This window comes from Georgenia sp. Z1491, assembly GCF_049856175.1.
Taxonomy (GTDB): domain Bacteria; phylum Actinomycetota; class Actinomycetes; order Actinomycetales; family Actinomycetaceae; genus JB111.
Genome location: NZ_JBNDNA010000006.1, coordinates 47,422 through 67,741 on the forward strand (window position 1 = coordinate 47,422; position 20,320 = coordinate 67,741).

Genomic DNA, 20,320 nt, shown 5'->3' on the forward strand with positions numbered 1-20,320 from the left:
CGATGCCGATCGATACCGAGGTGCCCGGTGACCCGGACGTCGTGCTCGAGGTCGCCGACTGGTTGAAGAAGGCGCACGAGGCACTGGTGGCCGCCTCGAACGGCGCCGCGCTCGCCGTCCAGCAGGGGAGCCAGGGATTCTTCGGCGACGCCGGAGATGCCTACAACGCGTGGGGCTCGGACCTGAGCGACGCGCTCTCGGAGGCGAACCATCGGACGGACGACGCCGAGGGCAAGGTCCGCACGTACAACACGAAGCTTCGGCTGCTCCAGTCCGAGATGACGACCATCCGCACAGGGGCGGTCGACGACGGCCTCGAGGTCAGCGGGTTCCTCATCCTCGAGCCGGACCCGGCGCCGGGTGTCGCCGCCTGGAACCCGTTCAACCGGAACCGCACGTTCGGCGACTACCTGCGAGAGATGGAGGACCACCGCCTCCAGCAGGAGAAGGTCGATGCCTACGACGATGCCTTGACGAAGGTCACGCGCGAGAAGGAGGAGCTTCTGGACTGGATCGACTCCGACCTGGGGCCGGCACTCGAGGCGGTGCAGGCCCAGGCGGGCCTGGACCTGCTCACCGGTGTCACGATGACGGCCGGGATGGAGATCGGTGAGGCCGGGCTGCGCGAGGCGGCCGAGCGGTGGGACCGGCGGGCCGAGGACTGGTATCAGCGGTCCGACGAGATGCCCGCCAAGGGCAACCGCCGGCCGCGCAGCCGAACCTGGCAGTACGGCAACGACAACGCCGGGGCGGCGAAGTGGACCAAGAGGATCGGAAAGTCGGTGCCGTTCGTGGGCTGGGGCCTGACCGGGTACGACCTCTATACCCGTGACGACGACTCGACCGTCATGGTCGAGTCCATCCCGTTCATCGGGTGGGCCGCGGGCCCCTTCTACGAGAAGCATGTACCCGAGCACATCCGCACCCGCGCCGACGACCTCATCGACGACGTCACCGACGACATCTTCGACAAGGCCCAGAAGGTCTGGCCCTTCGGCTAGTCCGGATGATCGGCCGGTCCGCATGCTCGATCTGCGCGGACCGTGCTCGACGGGCGCGTACCGCACTCTCGACGAAGGGCTGCGCCCCGAACCGGTCAGGCTCAGCCGCGGAGCGTCGCCCCGTGCCGCGTGCCCACCTCGGTGACGATCCGCTCGCGCACCTCGGCGATGTCCTCGGCCGTGAGCGTGCGGTCGGGTGCCCGGAGGCGCACGGCCACGGCGTAGCTCACGCGGCCCTCGCCCACCTGGTCGCCGGAGTAGACGTCGAACAGGCGGACCTCCTCGGCGAGCTCGCCGGCCGCCTCGGCCACCGAGCCCACGACGTCCGCCGCCGGTATCACGGCCGCGACGACGAACGCGAAGTCCTCCTTCGCGGACGGATACGTCGACACGGCACGCACCTGCACGGGCTCGGTCGGGGCGGAGGTCAGCACGTCGAGGTCGAGCTCGAACGCGGCCGTGCGGGCCGGCAGGCCGAGCCCCTTGACCACGTCCGGGTGCAGCTCGCCGGCGTGCCCGAGCACCGCGTCCTCGCCGTCGGCCACGCCCACGCCGACGATCCGCGCGCTGCGGCCCGGGTGGAACGGCGCGATCGCGTCGGCCTCGACCCGGACCTCGACCCCCACCACCGCGGCGGCGGTGCGGGCGAGCTCGATGGCGTCGGCCCAGTCGGCGGCGCGCCCGGGAGCGAGCGGGCCGGCGGGGACCTGGACGCCCCCGAGCACGCCCGCGACGTGCCGAGGCTGGTCCGGGACGGCGGCGTCGAGGGCGGCCAGCTCGTCGTCCGACGGCCGTTCGGCTGCGCTCGGCGTGCTCGTCGCGACCGTCCCCGACGGGCGGGTGACGAGCCCGGTCTCCAGCAGCGCGAGCGGCCCGGAGCTGCGCGCGACGTTCCGGCGCGCCGCCTCGAGCAGCGTGTCGAGGATCGACGTCCGGAGCGCGCCGGCGTCCTCCGCCAGCGGGTTGGACAGGCGCACGACGGCGCGCCGTTCGTCGTCGGGGGCGTAGCCGAGAAGATCGTGGACGTCACCGATGAACGGGTAGGTGAGCACCTCGGTGAGGCCGGCCTCGGCCAGCGTCCGGGACACGTCCCGACGCCGGACCTGCGCCCGCGTGAGGCCGCCGCCCTGCGGGGCCGACGGGAGGATCGAGGGGATCTCGTCGTAGCCGTCGAGGCGGGCGATCTCCTCCACGAGGTGCGCGGGGCCGACGAGGTCGGGGCGCCACGACGGCGGGGTCACCGCCAGCGGCCCGGAGGGCTCGATGCCCGCGTCGGTCTCGGACCCGAGCGTCCCGAAGCCGACCGTGCAGCCGATCTGCGTGAGCAGCTCGACCACGCGCTCGCGGGAGTAGTCGACGCCGACGAGCCGGCGCGCCTCGGCCGGGTCGAACACGATGGCCTGAGGCAGGGCGGGCTCGCCGACGTCGCCGACCATCGCCTCGTCCGCGGTCCCTCCGCCGAGCTCGACGAGCAGGTCGACGACGCGCTGCGCGGCCACGGGCGCGAGCAGCGGGTCGACGCCGCGCTCGAACCGCTTCGCGGCCTCCGACGGCAGCCGGTGTCGGCGCGCGGTGCGGGCGACGCTGACCTGGTCGAAGTGGGCGGCCTCGACGAGCACGTCGGTCGTCGAGGCGGACACCTCCGTCGAGGCGCCGCCCATGACGCCGGCCAGGCCGAGCACCCGGGAACCGTGGCCCGCCGGGGAGTCCGTGATGAGCAGGTCCTCGGGGTGCAGCGTGCGCTCGACGTCGTCGAGGGTGGTCAGCCGCTCCCCCGCCGCCGCGCGGCGCACGACGATCGGGGCCGCCAGCGCGCCCAGGTCGTAGGCGTGGATCGGCTGGCCGAGGTCGAGCATGACGTAGTTCGTCACGTCGACGGCCAGCGAGATCGGGCGCATGCCGCTCGCGCGGAGGCGGGCGGACAGCCACGTCGGCGTCGGGCGGGCGGGGTCGATGCCCCGCACGACGCGGGTGACGAACCGGTCCGCGCCGGCGACGCCGTCGATCGGGGCCTCGTCGGCGAGCTCGACGCCGAAGGCACCGGCCGTCGGCGCGGGTACCGCGCCGCCGGGCAGGTTCTCGGGCAGGCCCGGGTCGGTGAAGGCCGCACCGGTGGAGTGGTGGTACTCCCGCGCGACGCCGCGCATGGCGAAGCAGTAGCCGCGGTCGGGGGTCACGTTGATCTCGAGGACCTCCTCGCCCAGGCCGAGGACGCCGGTGAGGTCCGAGCCGAGCGGCAGGTCGTCGGCCGCCTCGGCGCCGAGGAGGTCACCGAGGTCGATGATCCCGTCGTGGTCCTCGGACAGGCCGAGCTCGGCGGCGGAGCAGATCATGCCGTCGGAGACGTGCCCGTACGTCTTCCGGGGCGAGATCCGGAAGTCGCCGGGCAGGACGGCGCCGGGCAGGGCGACGACGACGAGCTGGCCGGCGTACACGTTGGGCGCCCCGCAGACGATGCCGCGGGAGGCGACGTCGGCGGGCTCCTTGCCGGTACCCGGGGCGTCGTTGAGCTGACCGACGTCGACCCGGCAGTAGCCGACCGTCTTGCCGTTGGCGTGGGTCTCCTCGACCCGGGACAGCACGCGGCCGACGACGAGGGGCCCCGTGACGGCGGGCGGGACGACGCCCTCCTCCTCGAGCCCGACGCGGACGAGGTCCTCGGCGAGCTGCTCGGCGGAGGTGCCGGCGGGGACGGCCGCGTGCTCGGCGAGCCAGGAGATCGGGACGTACGGCATCTCAGTTGCCCCTTCCGGTGGTGCCGAACTGCTGGGTGAAGCGGACGTCGCCCTCGACGATGTCGTGCATGTCGGCGATGCCGTGACGCAGCATGAGCGCGCGCTCGACGCCCACGCCGAACGCGAAGCCCGTGTAGCGCTTCGGGTCGATGCCGACGGCGCGCAGCACGGCCGGGTTGACCATCCCGCAGCCGCCCCACTCGATCCAGCCGGCGCCGCCCTTCTTCTGGGGGAACCACAGGTCCATCTCGGCGCTCGGCTCGGTGAACGGGAAGAAGCTCGGGCGCAGGCGCGTGCGCGCCTCGGGGCCGAACATCGCGCGGGCGAAGTGGTCGAGCGTGCCCTTGAGGTGGGCCATCGTCAGACCTTCGTCGACGGCGAGGCCCTCCACCTGGTGGAACACCGGGGTGTGCGTGGCGTCCAGGGCGTCGGTGCGGAACACCTTGCCCGGGCAGGCGATGTAGACGGGCGGCTCACGGTCGAGCAGCTCGCGCGCCTGGACGGGTGAGGTGTGGGTGCGAAGGACGAGGCCGTCCGCGGCGCCGTCGATCGCCGTCCCGGACGGATCGGTGACCTCGCCGACGTAGAACGTGTCCTGCATCTGCCGCGCCGGGTGGTCCACGCCGAAGTTGAGGGCGTCGAAGTTGAACCACTCGTGCTCGAGCTCGGGGCCCTCGGCGATCCGCCAGCCGAGCGAGCTGAAGTGGTCGGAGACCTCGTCGATGAGCCCGGTCAGCGGGTGGCGGGCGCCGGCGGGGCGCGGTCGGCGCACGGTGACGTCGACCGTCTCCTCGCGCAGGACCCGCTCGGCCTCCTCCGCCTCGAGCTCGGCCTGCCGGGCGGCGAGCGCCCGCTGGACGCGGCCCTTGGCCTGGCCGAGGATCTTGCCGGCGGCGGGCTTGTCGGCCTTGTCGAGATGCCGGATCTGCTGGTTGGCGCCCGAGATCGGCGAGGAGTCGCCGACGTGGGCGAGGCGCGCGGCCTTGAGCTCCTCGAGCGTGGCCGACGCGGCGAACGCGTCGGTCGCGGCGGTGACGGCGGCATCGATGCCGGCCTCGTCGAGCGGGCTCAGGGGCTGCGGGTCGTCGATGGGCACGGTTCCCGATCCTACCGACGCAGCGGGCCGGGCCTGACCGCGGGATTGCGGCGCCCGGGGTGGCGGAGCGCGGGGTGGCGGAGCGCGGCTACGCCTCGGGGTCGGCCCAGTCGTCGGGCCGGACGGACGCGGCCACGACCGTGCGGCGCAGCCACTCGACCGCGGGCGAGAGCCCCTCGCGGCGGTGGTAGAGCCGGACCGAGACCTCGGGGACGTCGAACGGCAGGCTGCGCGTCACCAGGCCCGCACGCCCCGGGTAGGACCGGTAGGCGCCCCACGGGAGGACGGCCACGAGGTCGGTGCGCTCGAGGATCGCGGGGACAGCCGCGAACGTGCGCGTGCTCAGCGCGACCCGGTGGTCGATGTGCAGCCGGTCCATCACCTGCTCGGGGATCCGGTGCCCGACGGCGACCGGCACGACCACGTGGGAGGCGGCGGCCACGTGCTCCGGCGTGAGGCGCACGTGCGCGAGCGGGTGCCCGCGGCGCATCGCGAGCACGTACCACTCGTCGAACAGCAGGTCGTCGGCCAGTCCCCCGCCCAGCGTCGTGGTGGCGACCGCGAGGTCGACCTCGCCGGTGAGCAGCCACGTGCGCGCCTGGTCGACGTCCATCGCCACCACCTCGAGGTCGACGCGCGGCGCCTCGTCGACGAGCCGCTCGACGACGCCGGGCAGGATCGCGGTCTCCCCGAGGTCCGTGAGCGCGAGCCGGAACCGGCGCTGCGACGTCGTGGGGTCGAACCCGCGCGCCCGCTCGACGGCGACCCGCAGCGCACCGATCGCGCCGGCCGAGTCGCGGTAGAGAGCGTCGGCGAGCTCGGTCGGCCGCACCCCGCCAGGAGCGCGCACGAAGAGCTCGTCGTCGAGGCGCCGTCGCAGCCGGCCGAGCGCGTGACTCACCGTCGGCTGGGACAGGCCGAGGTCCGCCGCCGCCCGCGTGACGTTGCCCGCCTCGTAGACGCGGACGAACGTCGCGAGGAGATCCAGGTCGACGTCGGCCACCCGCCGATCATAGATGTGGTGCATGTCGATGGAGAAGCAATGTCATTGGTCGTGCATACGGAGCGCCGCTAGCATCACGGGTGGCGGCCTCCCGACGTGCGGGGCCGCGTGCCGGTCACCGCCGACCGGGCCAGCCGCACGAAGGAGTGCAGATGAGAACCTCGAGAGCACTGCCGACGCTCGCCGTCGCCATGCTGACCCTGGCCGCCTGCGGGGGCGGCGACGACTCCACCGAGGACGACGACGGCGGCGGCGAGGACACGGCGGCCGACGAGAACGGTTCCGACGGCGGCGGGGACGCCGGAGGCGGTGAGCTCACGCCCGTCACGGTGGCCGCCATCCCCATCGCGGACACCGCGGCCGTGTGGCTCGGCGTCGACGAGGGCTTCTTCGAGGAGGAGGGGCTCGACGTCACGATCACGACGACGGGCGGCGGCGCGGAGGCCATGGCCGGCGTCGTGTCCGGGGAGAACGAGTTCGCCTTCAGCAACGTCATCTCGATCATGCTCGCCGTCGAGCAGGGCCTGGACGTCCGGTTCGTGACCAACGGGACCTCCGCCGAGGGCTCCGAGGGCGGCTTCGGCGCGCTCGTCGTCTCCGAGGACTCCGAGATCCAGAGTGCGGACGAGCTCGAGGGCCTCACCGTCTCGGTGAACAACTTCTCCAACATCACCGGCGCGACGGCCAGCTACTCGATCGAGGCCGCGGGCGGCGACCCGGACACGGTCGAGTGGGTGGAGATCGCCTTCCCGGACGCGCAGGCCGCCGTGGAGGCCGGCAACGTCGACGCGGCGATGATCGTCGAGCCGTTCATCACCGCGGCGGTCGAGAGCGGCAACCGGGTGATCGCCTGGCCGTTCCAGGAGATCCCCGACCTCGACATCGCCGGCTACTTCGCGTCCGGCGACACGATCGAGAACGACCCGGAGCTCGTCGCCTCGTTCCGGTCTGCGATGAACCGCTCGCTCGAGTACGCCGCGGAGAACCCCGACGCCGTGCGCGACATCATCGGCACCTACACCGAGATCCCCGAGGACGTGCTGGCGGAGATCGCGCTGCCCACGTTCCGCACGGAGTTCAACGTCGAGGCGATGACCGAGCTCGGCGAGGCCGCCACCCGGTTCGGGATCCTCGCCGCCGAGCCCGACCTCGAGCTCGTCCTCCCGCTCGAGGAGTAGGCCGGAGCCCGAGCACGCACCACCGGCGACGTGGCCGCACCGCCCGCGGCCGCGTCGCCGGGGCGTGCCCGGACAGTCGTACCAGACCAGCAGACCCACCGGGCGTACCGGCCCACCAGAGCGCCGGACCCGGCAGATCAGGAGCAGCACCATGCGCGTCGCAGAAGCAGTTGGCCGGACTCTCGTCGAGCTCGGCGTGGAGCAGGCGTTCGGCGTCGTCGGGAGCGGGAACTTCCACGCCACCAACGCCCTGACCGACCACGGCGGAAGGTTCGTCGCCTCCCGGCACGAGGCCGGCGCGGCGCTCATGGCCGACGCCTACGCGCGCCTCACGGGCCGGGTCGCCGTCGTCAGCCTCCACCAGGGCTGCGGCCTGACGAACGCGATGACGGCCCTGACCGAGTCCGCCAAGAGCGGCAGTCCCGTCGTCGTCATCGTCGGGGACACCCCGCCGACGGCGCGTCACACGTCGAACTTCTGGATCGACCAGGCGGGCGCCCTGCGCGCGCTCGGGATCGAGGTCGCGCGGGTGCACAGCGCGCGGACCGCCGTCGCCGACACCGCCGCCGCCCACCGCCTCGCGCTCGAGCACGGCCGGACGGTCGTGCTCAACATGCCGCTCGACGTCCAGGAGGAGGACGTCGAGTGGTCCCCGGCGAGCGTCCCGGCGGCCGTGCCCGTCCACGTCCCGGCACCGGACCCGGCCGGTGCCGACGAGATCGCGCGACTGCTGGCGAGCGCCGACCGGCCCGTCATCGTCGCCGGGCGCGGGGCCCGCCACGCGCGCGCCGAGCTGGAGCGCCTCGCCGAGGCGAGCGGCGCACTGCTCGCGACCTCCGCCGTCGCGCGGGGCCTGTTCGCGGGGAACCCCTGGGCGCTCGACGTCATGGGCGGGTTCTCCTCACCGGGCGTCGCCGACCTCATCGCGGGGGCGGACCTCATCGTCGGGCTCGGCGTCGCCCTCAACAGGTGGACGTGCCGCAACGGCGACCTCGTGGCGAACGCACGGCTCGTGCACGTCGACCGCGACGCCGCCGCGATCGGGAAGCACCGCAGCGTCCACCTCGGCGTCGTCGGGGACGCCGCGCTCACCGCGACCGCGGTGACGGACCGCCTCTCGACGTGGGCGCGAGGATCCTCCGCGCGCGGTCCGGAGGCCGGCTCCGCGCCCGCCTCGCCGGCCGGCACCTCGAACGGCTTCGCAGCCGGCTCCGCCCCCGGCGGTGCCGCTCCGCGCGAGGGGTACCGCAGCGCACGGGTGCGCGCGCTGCTCGACTCCGGCGTGCTCTGGCCCGACGTCCCCTACGAGGACACCTCCGGGGACGGCCGCATCGACCCACGCACGCTCACGCTCGCGCTCGAGCGCGTGATCCCGGCCGAGCGCGTCGTCGTCACGGACGCCGGCAACTTCACCGGGTATCCCGCGAACTTCCTGTCGGTGCCCGACGCCCGCGGCATGATCCTGCCGCTCGCCTTCCAGTCGATCGGGCTCTCGCTCGGCATCGGGGTCGGGGCCGCCGTGACGCGGCCGGACCGCCAGGTGGTCGTCGCGGTGGGCGACGGCGGCTTCATGATGAGCCTCGTCGAGCTGGACACCGCGGTGCGCGAGCGGCTCCCGCTGATGGTGGTCGTCTACAACGACAGCGCCTACGGCGCCGAGATCCACCACTTCGACGCCGGCGACGACATGACGACCGTGACGTTCCCCGAGACCGACGTGGCTGCGATCGCCCGCGGCTTCGGTTGCGAGGGCGTCACCGTGCGCGAGGTGGGAGACGTCGAGCAGGTCCGGGCGTGGCTCGACGGCGACCGCTCGCGCCCGCTCGTCGTCGACGCGAAGACCACGGTCTTACGCTCGTGGGTCGAGGAGCACGTCTTCCAGGGCGACGCGTAGCGGTCCGACCGGGCCGCGCGCCCGACGACGTCGTCGGGGTGGCCATCGCCACTCGCCCCTGGGGCGGAACCGGTTCTACGGTTGTGGCATGACCGTACCGACCGAATCAGACGTCCCCGGCCTCAAGCGGCTCGAGCCCAGCCCGAACCGTCGCGGCGTGCGCGAGCACATCGTCATCGTGGGCGGAGGATTCGGCGGACTGGCCGCCGCGCGCGCCCTGAAGAACGCCGAGGTCGACGTCACGCTCGTCGACAAGAACCTCTACAACACGTTCCAGCCGCTGCTCTACCAGGTGGCCACCGCCACGCTGAACCCCGGCGACATCTCCTACTTCCTGCGCTCGGCCCGCGGCAAGCAGAAGAACCTGCGCGTGGTGCGCGGGGAGATCACCGGCGTCGACGCCGAGGCGCACCGCGTCCAGCTCGCCGACGGCCGGCGGATGCGCTACGACCGCCTGGTCCTCGCCGTCGGGGTGACCGCGAACTTCTTCGGCACGCCCGGCGCCGACGAGCTCGCCTACCCGCTCTACACGCGCAGCCAGGCCATCCGCCTGCGCGACACCCTGTTCGCCCGGCTCGAGGCGGCCGCCCAGCACCCCGACCCGGGTGACGTGCGCGTCGTCGTCGTCGGAGGCGGCGCGACGGGAGTCGAGACGGCCGGGGCACTGGCCGAGCTGCGCAACAAGGACTTCCCCATCGCCTACCCGGACATCGACAAGGCGCGGATGCACGTCACGCTCGTCGACATGGCGCCGAACCTGCTCTTGCCCTTCTCCGAGCACAGCCAGCGCTACACCGCCAACGCCCTGCGCGAGCGCGGCGTGGACCTGCGGCTCGGCAACGGTGTGAAGGAGGTGCGCTCCGACGGCGTCGAGCTCGCCGACGGCACGTTCCTGCCGGCGATGGTGGTCATCTGGGCCGGTGGCGTCACCGCCTACCAGCAGGTGGGCGAGTGGGGCCTGCCGCAGGGCAAGGGCGGCCGGTTCGAGACCGACGAGTACCTCAGGGTGGTCGGCGTCGACGACGTCTACGCCGTGGGCGACGCCGCGATCAGCCCGGCCGGTCTGCCCCAGCTCGCGCAGCCGGCCATCCAGGGCGGCGAGTACGTCGGCGCCGTCATCGCCGAGGAGACCGGCGCGGCCCGCGACCACCGGCCCGCGCGCCGGGCGCGACCCTTCACGTACGACGACCAGGGCATCCTCGCCACGATCGGCCGCAGCTCGGCGGTCGCCGAGGTCCGCGGGCTGCCGAACCTCACCGGGTTCCCGGCGTGGACGATCTGGACCGGCGTGCACCTCATCTCGCTGCTCGGCCAGCGCAACCGCGTCGCGACCATGGTCAACCTCGGCTCGCGCTACCTCACGTGGCGCGGCGGACACAACATCATCGTCGGCGACGCCCCGCCCGAGGCCCGGTTCCCGCGCACGCACGTGTCCGGTGGCAAGCCCGAGATCAAGGCCCCCGCGGGGACGTAGCCGCCACAGGTGTGAGCGCGCCGGCCCGCCCCCGTCCGCGGGGTGGGCCGGCGTCTCGCTGCTCCGGTCGCGCGTCCGGCGGGAGACGACGAACGGCCGACGAGGAACGGCGTGCGAGCTCGCTCCTGCTACTCCGAGATGTCGGCGAGGCGTGCCCTCAGGGCCGCGACGACGTCGTCGGCCTGCGCGGTGATGCCGATACCGTGCGCTCCCCCGCCGATCGAGATCCGTCTGCCGGAGACGGCCTCGTCCGCGATCACCGGCCACGCGGTGGTCGACCCGAAGGGCGTGATCGTGCCGCGCTCGTATCCGGTGACCTCGAGCGCGCGCGCGGCGTCGGGCATCGACAACCGTGAGACACCGAGGAGCGCCCGGAGCTTGGGCCAAGAGATCTGGCGGTCGCCGGGGACCAGGGCGATAACGTAGTGCTCGTCGTCGATGCGCACGACCATCGACTTCACGAGGTCGCGGGGCTCGACGCCGCGCGCGGCTGCCGCCTCCTCGAGGGACGAGACGCGGCCGTGGCTCGTGATCTCGTGCTCGATGCCGGACGCACGGACCGCCTCGGTCGCCGGGGTCGACACCGACGTCTCGCTCTTCTCGTTCATGGCCCGAGCCTACGGCGCCCGCCGGCTCGGTCGGTCGCCGAGGGCCACCGCCCGCGGCCGGGGCCGGGCCCGTAACCTGGATGGATGTTCAGCGCGGATCGACTCAGGAACGTGGCGAACGCCGCCGTCACCGGTGTGATCGTGTGCGCCTGGTATGCCTTGCCCGATCACCTGCCCCGAAGGGGGGAACGCGTCCCCGCCAAGATCGGTCTGCTGCTCGGCGGCCTCGCCCTGTCCGCCGTTCTCAACCGTTCGAGCGACGGACCGGAGGTGCACGACGAGGTGGCCGAGCGCGGTTCAGGGCGCCACGAGGACGTGACCGAGCGCGATGAAGACGCCGGTGGCGTGCGCGAGGGTGCGGCTGCCGTCACATTCGCGGTCGGCAACGGGACGACCGTCCCGGATACGCGCGAGGACACTGCGACGTCCGGCCCAGCGGCGGACGACGCCCCGACGAGCGGCCTCGCAGGCGCGCTCGGTCGCCTGTCCCCAGCCGCCGTCGTGGGCGTCGTCGGCGGCGTCCTCGCCCTGACGACGGTCGCCACGGTGATGCAGGAGCGCCTGCTGCACCGACTCGGCGAGCGCCTCGGGCGACGGGGAGTCTCGTCCCCGCACACGAAGGTGGGTCTCGCGCTCGGCGCCGTCGCCGCTCTCAGCACGGCGGTACGGCCCGCAGGCGAGGGTCCGATCCCCTCAACCCCGGACACCTCGGAACCCCGCGGCGCGTGACCCACGCCATAGGAGCGACTAGCATCGCTCCATGCGCATCGACGAGGTGGTCCGCCGCAAGGGGCACGAGGTCGTCACCATCCGTTCCGACGCCACCATCGGGGAGCTCCTCGACCTGCTCGAGCAGCACCGGATCGGCGCCGTCGTCGTCTCGGACTCCGACGGTCGGGTCGACGGGATCGTCGCCGAGCGCGACCTTCTGCCGCTCCTGCGCGAGAACGGCGCGACGAGCCGGCACGTCCGGGACGTCATGGTCCACGACGTCGTCACCTGCGCGCCCAAGGACGAGCTCGAGACCCTCGCCCGCACCATGACCGAGCAGCGGGTGCGGCACCTGCCCGTCGTCGACGAGGAGCGGATGGTCGCGATCGTGTCGATCGGCGACGTCGTGAAGAATCGGCTCGACGAGCTGCAGGCCGAGCGTGACCACCTCGAGGGGTACGTCCACGGCTGACGTGCGCGTGCTGCGCTGACGGACGCGTGCGGCGCTCTGCGCCACGCCCACGGGCTGACAGGAACATCGGCCGCGGGGTGCAGCGCCCGTGACGATCCCCGCATCGACCGCCCCGCTGCGACGCCGGCCAGCGGGCCACCCGGAGACCACCCGGAGTATCCGCAGGCCCTCCGCCCTGCTGGGGCTGATCTCCCTCCCTCCGCCTCCGAAACTGAGTCCCCACAGGGCTTGCATTCGAACACCAGTTCGACTAGGGTGGGGTGTACAGAGCTTCGAGGGGGTGAGAGCAATGATGCCGACGACCACTGACATCGGGGAGATCGACGTCCACAGGCTCTCGTCCGAGCTCGAGGACTGGTGGGACGAACAGGCCCTGCGAGACTGGGCGGCCGAGGACCCGCTGGCCGACCAGGACCTGGCAGCGCTCCCTCTTCGTGAGGCCGACCTGCAGAGCTGGATGGCCGACTTCCTCGGCCCCGACGCCGAGCACGAGCTGATCGGCACCACCGGTGTCGACGCGGACGTCGAGCCGTACATGTCCGGGTCCACGGCCACCGACCCTGTCCACCGCAGCGGCGAGGTGCAGGACCATGGCGAGGACGCCGGCACGCACAGCACCGCCGTAGCGACCCTCGATGCCGGCCCTGCTACCGATGCGTTGTCGTTCGACCGCCCGGGGGCTGCCGCCTGCGATCCGGTCGAGCTCCTGACGCAGGTCGCCGCGGCGTGTGACGCGGTCACCGCGACGGACTGGCACTCCTTCCCCGGGGAGCGGGTCCACCAGGCCCACCAGCTCCTCGAACAGGTCGAGCGCAAGCTCAGCGCTGCCCGCGCCGGCGTGCTCACGGCCGCCGAGGGCAACGGGCTGTGGGCGTTGGAGGGGTGGCGGACCTTCAAGGCCTACGTCCGACACCACGCAGGCACGAGCAATGCGGCCGCGGGCCGCCAGATCGCCCAGGCCCGCACCCTGCGCGACCACCTCCCCCGCACCGCCACAGCCCTGGCCGAGGCGCGGATCGGCGTCGAGCACGTCAACGTCCTGGTCCGCGAGGCCGTCACCACCACCGAGCTGCGGGCCAGGCTCGACGACGACGGCCTCGGCGAGGCGTTCCTCGTCGCGCAGGCAGAGATCATGCACGCCAACGACTTCGCCCGCGTGGTCAAGAAATGGGCCACCATGGCCGACCCCGAGGCCGCGGACCGCGCCTGGCGCGAGGCCGACTCCAAGGAAGAGCTCAGCATCTCCCCCACGCTGGGCGGCTACCACGTCAACGGCTGGCTCGACGAGCTCTCCGGACAGGTCATTCACACCGCCCTGACCGCCCACATGGGCACCAAGAACGCCAACGACACCCGCACCCCCGCCCAACGCCGCGCCGCCGCCCTGGTCTCCCTCGCCCACCAGTCCCTGGACACCGGACTCCAAAGCGCGCACGCCCGCGTCCGACCACACGTCACCGTCACCGTCGACATCAACACCCTCCGCGGCCTCGCCGCAGCCACCGGATCCGTCATCCCACCCAGCACCCCGGCTGAGAGCAGCGAGCGTGCGAGACACGCCGTTGACGTCACGCCCGCAGCCACCGCAACCGACGGCAACACCGGCGCGGGCTACCCGCCGGGGGCGAGCTTCGGACTCACCACCACCGGCACGGGCGCGGGCGACGCCTCATGGCCGGTCACGGCCGACGCCACACTGTCCGCGCCGGGCGGGCCCCGCGACCCCGGCACCGACCTCACCATCTTCGACCTGTCCGACGAAGCCCGTCAGTGGCTGGCAGCCTGGACCCCGGGCGAGGACCACGTCATCTCCACCGCCATCGACCACCAGGCCATGACCGGGCTCGAGCCCGCCACCCTGGCCGACGGCACCCCCGTCCCGCCCACGCTGCTGGCCCGCCTGGCCTGCGACAGCGCCCTGTCCCGCGTGATCTTCGGCCCCGAGTCCACCGTCCTGGACGTCGGGAGAGAAAAACGCATCTTCCCCGCCAACATGACCAAGGCGATCATCGCCCGCGACGGCCACTGTCAGTACCCCGACTGCAGCGAACCACCAGGCTTCGGCGAGATCCACCACTCCCTGCAGTGGTACCGGGACAACGGCCCCACCAGCGTCGAACACGGCATCCTGCTGTGCTGGCACCACCACGACCTCGTCCACGCCCGCAACATCACCATCACCCGCCGCACCGGCCACTGGCACTTCCACGCCCGCAATGGCCACCCCATCGAACCCACCACACCCATGGCACTCGTCACCGATCCCGGCCCGACCAAGAACGACACGACAGGAACGCGGGCGGGGGCGGGCACGGACACGGGCACGGGCACGGGCATCGACGCCACCAGCACCCGGATCACATAAGACCGACCCCGCACGAGCAGCAAAGCAGTCGCGCCGACCGAACCGCCTGCTTGATGATCTGAGCATGGCCCATCTCGACGTCGCCGGCATCACCTACGCCCTGCCCGACGGGCGTCCCCTGCTCAACGAGGTGAGCTTCGCCGTCGGGGACGGTGCGCGAGTGGCGCTCGTCGGGCCGAACGGGACCGGGAAGACCACGCTCGTCCGCCTCGTCACGGGCGACCTCGACATGCAGGACGGCGCGATCACCCGCCAGGGCGCCATCTCGCACATGAGCCAGCTCGTCGGCCGCGCCGGCGACGGGTCCACCGTGCGGGACCTGCTCCTCGGCGTCGCGCCCGAACGGATCCGGGCGACCGCCCAGGCGCTCGACGACGCCGAGCTCGCCGTCATGGAGATCGACGACGAGCCCGCCCAGATGGCCTACGCCCAGGCCCTGTCCGACTGGGGGGACGCCGGCGGGTACGAGTTCGAGACGACCGTGTGGGACACCGTCTGCACACAGGCGCTCGGCCTCCCCTACGAGCGGGCGCGCTGGCGCGACGCCGCCTCGCTGTCCGGCGGCGAGCAGAAGCGCCTCGTCCTCGAGGCGATGCTCTCCGGCCCCGCCGACATCCTCGTCCTCGACGAGCCGGACAACTTCCTCGACGTACCCGCCAAGATGTGGCTCGAGGACCGGCTGCGCACCTCGTCGAAGTCCGTCCTCCTCGTCAGCCACGACCGCGAGCTCCTCGCGGCCACGACGACCGCCGTCGTCACGCTCGAGCCCGGCGCCGCCGGCGCGCTCGCCTGGACGCACCCGGCCTCGTTCGCGACCTGGCACGAGGCCCGCGAGGCCCGCAACGCCGACCTTGCCGAGCAGCTCAAGCGCTGGGAGGAGGAGCGCACGAAGCTCCGCCGCCTCATGCAGATGTACAAGCAGAAGGCCGCATACAACTCGGACATGTCCTCCCGGTACTCCGCCGCCGTCACGCGCCTCGAACGGTTCGAGGTCGCGGGTCCGCCGGAGAGGGTGTCGATCGAGCAGGACGTACGGATGCGGCTCGTCGGCGGGCGCACCGCCAAGCGGGCGATCGTCACCGAGTCCCTGGCGCTGCTCGACCCCGGGGACGCCTCGGGCACGCGACCGCTCATGGACGCCTTCGACGCCGAGATCTGGTTCGGCGAGCGCGTGGCCGTCCTCGGTTCGAACGGGTCGGGCAAGTTTCACCTCCTGCGCCTCCTCGCCGGGGGCGGCACGACGCCGGAGAAGGAGCACCTCCCGGTGGGCGACACGGTCGTACCACCCGTCGCGCACACCGGTACGGCGCGCCTCGGATCACGCGTGCGGCCGGGCTGGTTCGCCCAGACCCACGACCAGCCGGCGCTGCACGGCCGGACGCTGGTGGAGATCCTCCACCGCGGGGACCAGCACCGCGCCGGGCGACCCCGCGATCTCGCGGCGCGGGCGCTCGACCGCTACGGGCTCGCGCGGTCCGCCGAGCAGACCTTCGACTCACTCTCCGGCGGCCAGCAGGCACGCTTCCAGATCCTCCTGCTCGAGCTGTCCGGCGCGACCCTGCTGCTGCTCGACGAGCCGACCGACAACCTCGACCTCCACTCGGCCGAGGCCCTGCAGGAGGCTCTGGCCTCGTTCGAGGGCACCGTGGTGGCGGTGACGCACGACCGGTGGTTCGCCCGGAGCTTCGACCGGTTCCTCGTGCTCGGGGCCGACGGCACCGTGCGCGAGACCACGGAGCCCGTGTGGGACGAGGGACGGGTCGCTCGCCAGCGATGAGCGACGACGACGCGGCCCGGGGTGACGCCGCGGCATCGCGTCGGTTCGACGTGCGAGCATCCGCGAATCCCCTCGTCCGGCGGGTCTCGCGCGCACTCGCAGCGGTCAACGCCCGACATCCGTGGAGCCACAACGACCACTTCCACCCCTGGATCGTGCGCCGCCTTCCACGCAACAGATCACGCGCACTGGACGTGGGCTGCGGACAGGGTCGGCTCCTCCGGACACTCGCCGCCCGCGTCGGGGACGTCACGGGGACCGACGTCGACGCCGAGATGCGACGGCAGGCGACCGAACGCTGTGCACGGCTGACGAACGTCCAGATCGTCGACTCGCGGCTCGGCGCGCTGGACGGGCCGTACGACGTCGTCACCACGATTGCGGTCCTGCACCACCTGGACGACGACGTCCCGACCGCCGAGCCGACGATGCCCTACGACGAGCTGCGCGCCGTCGTCGGTCGGGTGCTGCCTGGCGCACGCATGCGGCGTCGGCTCGGCTTCCGCCACACGATCGAGTGGGAACGTCGCTCCTGACGGCCACCAGCGTGGGCGCCCCTCCCGGCGGCGACCAGTGAAGGCGCTCCGGTTCACGGCATCACACGGCAGACCATCACCCACCGTGCTTACCCTGGACGGATGACCAGTGTGCTGACCGTCGGGCACGGGCGGCAGAGTGCTGAGGAGCTGCTCGGGCTGCTGACCGGAGCGGGCGTCACGCGGCTCGTCGACATCCGCTCGTTCCCCGGCAGCCGGAGGAACCCGCAGTTCGGCCGGACCGAGATGGCGGCGTGGGTGCCCGACGGCGGCATCGAGTACCGCTGGGCCAAGGCGCTCGGCGGTCGGCGTCGACCGGTGCCGGACACCCGGCACGTGGCACTCCGGCACGAGTCGTTCCGCGCCTACGCGGACCACATGGAGACCCCGGAGTTCCTCGGCGGCGTGGAGACACTGCTCGGCCTCGCGAACGAGGCGACGACCGCGGTGATGTGCAGCGAGTCTGTGTGGTGGCGGTGCCATCGCCGGCTGCTCGCCGACCACCTCGTGCTCGTGCGCGGCGTGGCGGTCACGCACCTCATGCCGGGCGGACGGAACGCCGAGCACCGGCCGACCGAGGGTGTCCGGGTCGAGGGCGAAGGCGCCCGGCTCGTCTACGACGTCGGGGCTACGCCGCCGCTCGTGTAGGGCGCCGGACGCGAGGAGGCCCTCAGACCTCGCGGCGCTGGGCCCGGGCGCTGGCGTAGAGGCACAGCGCGGCGGCGGTGGCGAGGTTGAGGGACTCGGCCCGGCCGTGGACGGGGACGCGGACGACGGCGTCGGCGAGCTCGCGCTGGGCGCGGGTCAGACCGTGCGCCTCGTTGCCGAGCAGCCAGACCGTGGGCACCGCGAGGTCGGGCGCCAGCAGGTCGGTCGCGGCGAGCTCGCCCTCGACGGACAGCTGCAGCCCGTGCGCCCGCGCCAGGGCACGGTCCGCCAGCTCGTCGAGATCCCACTCCCCCGCGCCGTCGGCAGCGAGGACCTGCAGTCCGGCCGCGCGCAGCTCGGCAACAGCCTCATCGATCTCGAGACCACCCACCACGGGAAGGTGGAAGAGTGACCCCGCGGTCGCCCGCACCACCTTGGGGTTCGTCACCTCGACGCTGCCCGCACCCAGGAGCACGGCGTCGGCGCCGGCGGCGTCCGCGGAACGGATGACGGTCCCGGCGTTGCCGGGGTCACCGGCCGCGACCAGCACAGCGACCAGGGACGGACCGGACGCGACAACGGAGGTGAGGTCCGGCGTCGTGGCGGGCTCGGTGCCCACGACGTCGGCGACCGCGAGCACGCCCTGCGCGTCGGCGCTCATCGCGCGGACGACCTCGGCGGTCGCCTCGTGCAGGTGGAGGCCCGCGCCGATCGCCGCCTCGACGACGTCGTGGTGCGTGAGCGCGGCGTCCTGGGCCACGTAGACGTCCCGGACCCGGCCGGGGGCGAAACGCACGAGCTCCCGCACGGCCTGCGGACCCTCGACGAGGAACTGGCGGTACCGGGAACGCGACGAGCGCCCGGACAGCGCCGCGACCCTCCGCACCCGCTCGGAGCGGGGGTTGGTCAGCAGCGTGTCCGGGCGCTCGGAGCGACCGGTGCCGTTCGGCGTCAGGTCAGGCCGCCGGCGCGTTGACGTCGGCCGGCAGAGCCTTCTTGGCCACCTCGACGAGGGCGGAGAACGCGGCCGGGTCGGAGACCGCGAGCTCGGCGAGCATGCGGCGGTCGACCTCGACGCCTGCGGCCTTGAGGCCCTGGATGAACCGGTTGTACGTCAGGCCGTCGGCGCGTACCGCGGCGTTGATCCGCTGGATCCACAGACGACGGAAGTCACCCTTGCGCGCCTTGCGGTCGCGGAAGGCGTAGGTCTCCGAGTGGAGGACCTGCTCCTTCGCCTTGCGGTAGAGCCGCGAGCGCTGTCCGCGGTATCCCGATGCCTTCTCGAGGGTCGAGCGGCGCTTCTTGTGGGCGTTGACCGCCCGCTTCACACGTGCCATGTCAGGTGCTCCTCAACCTCTGCTCAGGCCTTACAGGCCGAGCATCTTCTTGACGTTCTTGGCGTCGCCGCCGGTGATCTCGCCGTCGTTGGACAGGCGACGGACCTGGCGGCGCGACCGCTCGGCGAACTTGTGCACCTTGCGCGTGCGCTCGTGCATGATCTTGCCGGAACCGGTGACCCGGAACCGCTTCTTCGCACCGGAGTGCGTCTTGTTCTTCGGCATGCTTCCCTCTCGGTCGCGCCCTCGCGCGACGTAACTGTGCTTCCGGGACCTGACGGCCGTCGGACGTTCCTTGCTGGACGCTAGGCCGACGCCTTGGGGGCGCTCGGCCTCGGCGCGGCCGGCCGGGGCGTCGCCGACGGCTTCGGCGCTCCCGGCTTGGGTGCAGCGGCCGGCCTGGCGGTGGTGGCCGGCGATGCTGCGGGCGTGGGCGTCGAGGCCGGCGTGGTGCCGGTCGACGGGGCGGGCGTCGTCGACGAGCCCGACGACGCCGGGCGGGCGGACCCGCTCGTGGACGAGGCCGGGCGGGCGGACCCGCTCGAGCTCGAGGCCGGGCGGGGCGAGCCCGACGCCGGACGGGCCGAGCCGCTCGCGGACGAGGCCGGACGGGACGTGCCCGACGACGGGCGCGAGGAGCCGGACGACGGGCGACCGGAGCTCGCGGGGCGCGTGCCCGACGACGAGCGCGACGGGCCCGACGAGCGCGGGGCACCCGTCGACGCGGGGCGCGCCGGGGCCGAGGTCCGCTCCGACGGCGGGGCCTTGGCGAAGACCGGAGCCTCGATGACCGGGGCGTCGGGCGCGGCGGCCGGCGCCTGGGCGGCCGGCCTCGCGGCCTCGGCCTGCTTCTTCTCGCCCTTGTGCTCCTCGGAGGACGCCTTCCGGGCCTCCTTCTCGGCCGCACGCTTCTTCAGCTGCTCGGTGTGCGCCTCGGACTTCTTCCGGTGCGGACCGATGACCATCGTCATGTTGCGGCCGTCCTGGCGCGGGGCGGACTCGACGGAACCGAGGTCCTCGACGTCCTCCGCGAGCCGCTGGAGCAGCCGGATCCCCATCTCCGGGCGCGACTGCTCGCGGCCGCGGAACATGATCATGACCTTGACCTTGTCGCCGCCCTCGAGGAAGCGCACGACGTGACCCTTCTTGGTCTCGTAGTCGTGGGCGTCGATCTTCAGGCGGAAGCGGATCTCCTTGAGCATCGTGTTCGCCTGCTTGCGGCGGGCGTCACGCGCCTTCACGTCCGACTCGTACTTGAACTTGCCGTAGTCCATGAGCTTCGCGACCGGCGGTCGCGCGTCGGGGGCCACCTCGACGAGGTCGAGGTCCGCCTCCTGGGCAAGCCGAAGGGCGTCCTCCACGCGGACGACGCCGACCTGCTCTCCGCCAGGACCCACGAGTCGGACCTCGGGGACGCGGATACGGTCGTTGATACGGGTCTCGCTGATGCTGAGCTCCTTGATCGTGGATGGGCCGAGACCGACC

18 protein-coding genes are annotated in these 20,320 nt (G+C 72.9%); 10 read left to right on the plus strand and 8 right to left on the minus strand.

What is annotated here, in order from left to right:
* Positions 1–2: 2 nt before the first annotated feature.
* On the plus strand, positions 3–1,001 hold the full coding sequence (locus ACPYO4_RS07810; RefSeq protein ID WP_425708654.1) for a hypothetical protein: 999 nt from the start codon (positions 3–5) through the stop codon (positions 999–1,001).
* Positions 1,002–1,102: 101 nt separating this feature from the next.
* Here ACPYO4_RS07810 and pheT read toward each other — a convergent pair whose 3' ends face one another.
* The 3 genes from pheT to ACPYO4_RS07825 form a co-directional block, all read right to left on the minus strand.
* The gene (gene pheT / locus ACPYO4_RS07815) at positions 1,103–3,736 is read right to left on the minus strand and encodes a phenylalanine--tRNA ligase subunit beta (protein WP_425708655.1); all 2,634 of its coding nucleotides are present in this window, start codon (positions 3,734–3,736) and stop codon (positions 1,103–1,105) included.
* 1 nt (position 3,737) lies between these two features.
* Complete coding sequence (gene pheS, locus ACPYO4_RS07820) at positions 3,738–4,832, minus strand: phenylalanine--tRNA ligase subunit alpha (protein ID WP_425708656.1); 1,095 nt, start codon at positions 4,830–4,832, stop codon at positions 3,738–3,740.
* An 88-nt stretch (positions 4,833–4,920) separates the two neighbouring features.
* On the minus strand, positions 4,921–5,835 hold the full coding sequence (locus ACPYO4_RS07825; protein WP_425708657.1) for a LysR family transcriptional regulator: 915 nt from the start codon (positions 5,833–5,835) through the stop codon (positions 4,921–4,923).
* Between the two features lie 152 nt (positions 5,836–5,987).
* On the opposite strand from ACPYO4_RS07825, the gene ACPYO4_RS07830 reads away from it, so the two are divergent.
* The 3 genes from ACPYO4_RS07830 (at position 5,988) to ACPYO4_RS07840 (ending at position 10,381) form a co-directional block, all read left to right on the plus strand.
* Entirely contained in the window at positions 5,988–7,013 is a 1,026-nt protein-coding gene (locus ACPYO4_RS07830) for an ABC transporter substrate-binding protein (RefSeq protein ID WP_425708658.1), read from the plus strand.
* A gap of 151 nt (positions 7,014–7,164) precedes the next feature.
* Positions 7,165–8,907 (plus strand): thiamine pyrophosphate-binding protein, encoded by a 1,743-nt coding sequence (locus ACPYO4_RS07835; RefSeq protein ID WP_425708659.1) that lies wholly within the window; start codon positions 7,165–7,167, stop codon positions 8,905–8,907.
* A gap of 88 nt (positions 8,908–8,995) precedes the next feature.
* The gene (locus ACPYO4_RS07840; RefSeq protein ID WP_425708660.1) at positions 8,996–10,381 is read left to right on the plus strand and encodes an NAD(P)/FAD-dependent oxidoreductase; all 1,386 of its coding nucleotides are present in this window, start codon (positions 8,996–8,998) and stop codon (positions 10,379–10,381) included.
* Positions 10,382–10,509: 128 nt separating this feature from the next.
* Here ACPYO4_RS07840 and ACPYO4_RS07845 read toward each other — a convergent pair whose 3' ends face one another.
* Positions 10,510–10,989 carry an aminoacyl-tRNA deacylase gene (locus tag ACPYO4_RS07845; protein ID WP_425708661.1) on the minus strand — a complete coding sequence of 160 codons (480 nt, stop codon included), beginning with the start codon at positions 10,987–10,989 and terminating at the stop codon, positions 10,510–10,512.
* An 84-nt stretch (positions 10,990–11,073) separates the two neighbouring features.
* Between ACPYO4_RS07845 and ACPYO4_RS07850 the strand changes: the two genes are divergently transcribed.
* The 6 genes from ACPYO4_RS07850 (at position 11,074) to ACPYO4_RS07875 (ending at position 17,498) form a co-directional block, all read left to right on the plus strand.
* Positions 11,074–11,718, plus strand: coding sequence for a hypothetical protein (locus ACPYO4_RS07850; RefSeq protein WP_425708662.1), 645 nt, complete (start codon positions 11,074–11,076; stop codon positions 11,716–11,718).
* A 31-nt stretch (positions 11,719–11,749) separates the two neighbouring features.
* Positions 11,750–12,172 (plus strand): CBS domain-containing protein, encoded by a 423-nt coding sequence (locus tag ACPYO4_RS07855; protein ID WP_425708663.1) that lies wholly within the window; start codon positions 11,750–11,752, stop codon positions 12,170–12,172.
* A gap of 292 nt (positions 12,173–12,464) precedes the next feature.
* A complete protein-coding gene (locus ACPYO4_RS07860) occupies positions 12,465–14,537 on the plus strand; it encodes a DUF222 domain-containing protein (RefSeq protein WP_425708664.1) in 2,073 nt (690 codons plus the stop codon).
* A 64-nt stretch (positions 14,538–14,601) separates the two neighbouring features.
* Positions 14,602–16,314 carry an ABC-F family ATP-binding cassette domain-containing protein gene (locus ACPYO4_RS07865; protein WP_425708665.1) on the plus strand — a complete coding sequence of 571 codons (1,713 nt, stop codon included), beginning with the start codon at positions 14,602–14,604 and terminating at the stop codon, positions 16,312–16,314.
* Between the two features lie 155 nt (positions 16,315–16,469).
* Positions 16,470–16,850, plus strand: coding sequence for a class I SAM-dependent methyltransferase (locus ACPYO4_RS07870; protein ID WP_425708666.1), 381 nt, complete (start codon positions 16,470–16,472; stop codon positions 16,848–16,850).
* A gap of 102 nt (positions 16,851–16,952) precedes the next feature.
* Positions 16,953–17,498, plus strand: coding sequence for a DUF488 family protein (locus ACPYO4_RS07875; RefSeq protein ID WP_425708667.1), 546 nt, complete (start codon positions 16,953–16,955; stop codon positions 17,496–17,498).
* Between the two features lie 22 nt (positions 17,499–17,520).
* Here ACPYO4_RS07875 and ACPYO4_RS07880 read toward each other — a convergent pair whose 3' ends face one another.
* The 4 genes from ACPYO4_RS07880 to infC form a co-directional block, all read right to left on the minus strand.
* Positions 17,521–18,384: a TrmH family RNA methyltransferase gene (locus tag ACPYO4_RS07880; protein ID WP_425708668.1), complete on the minus strand. Its 864-nt coding sequence runs from the start codon at positions 18,382–18,384 to the stop codon at positions 17,521–17,523.
* Between the two features lie 70 nt (positions 18,385–18,454).
* The gene (rplT, locus tag ACPYO4_RS07885; protein ID WP_425708669.1) at positions 18,455–18,835 is read right to left on the minus strand and encodes a 50S ribosomal protein L20; all 381 of its coding nucleotides are present in this window, start codon (positions 18,833–18,835) and stop codon (positions 18,455–18,457) included.
* 30 nt (positions 18,836–18,865) lie between these two features.
* The gene (gene rpmI / locus ACPYO4_RS07890) at positions 18,866–19,060 is read right to left on the minus strand and encodes a 50S ribosomal protein L35 (RefSeq protein WP_425708670.1); all 195 of its coding nucleotides are present in this window, start codon (positions 19,058–19,060) and stop codon (positions 18,866–18,868) included.
* A gap of 80 nt (positions 19,061–19,140) precedes the next feature.
* Positions 19,141–20,232, minus strand: coding sequence for a translation initiation factor IF-3 (infC, locus tag ACPYO4_RS07895; protein ID WP_425708671.1), 1,092 nt, complete (start codon positions 20,230–20,232; stop codon positions 19,141–19,143).
* Positions 20,233–20,320: the final 88 nt, after the last annotated feature.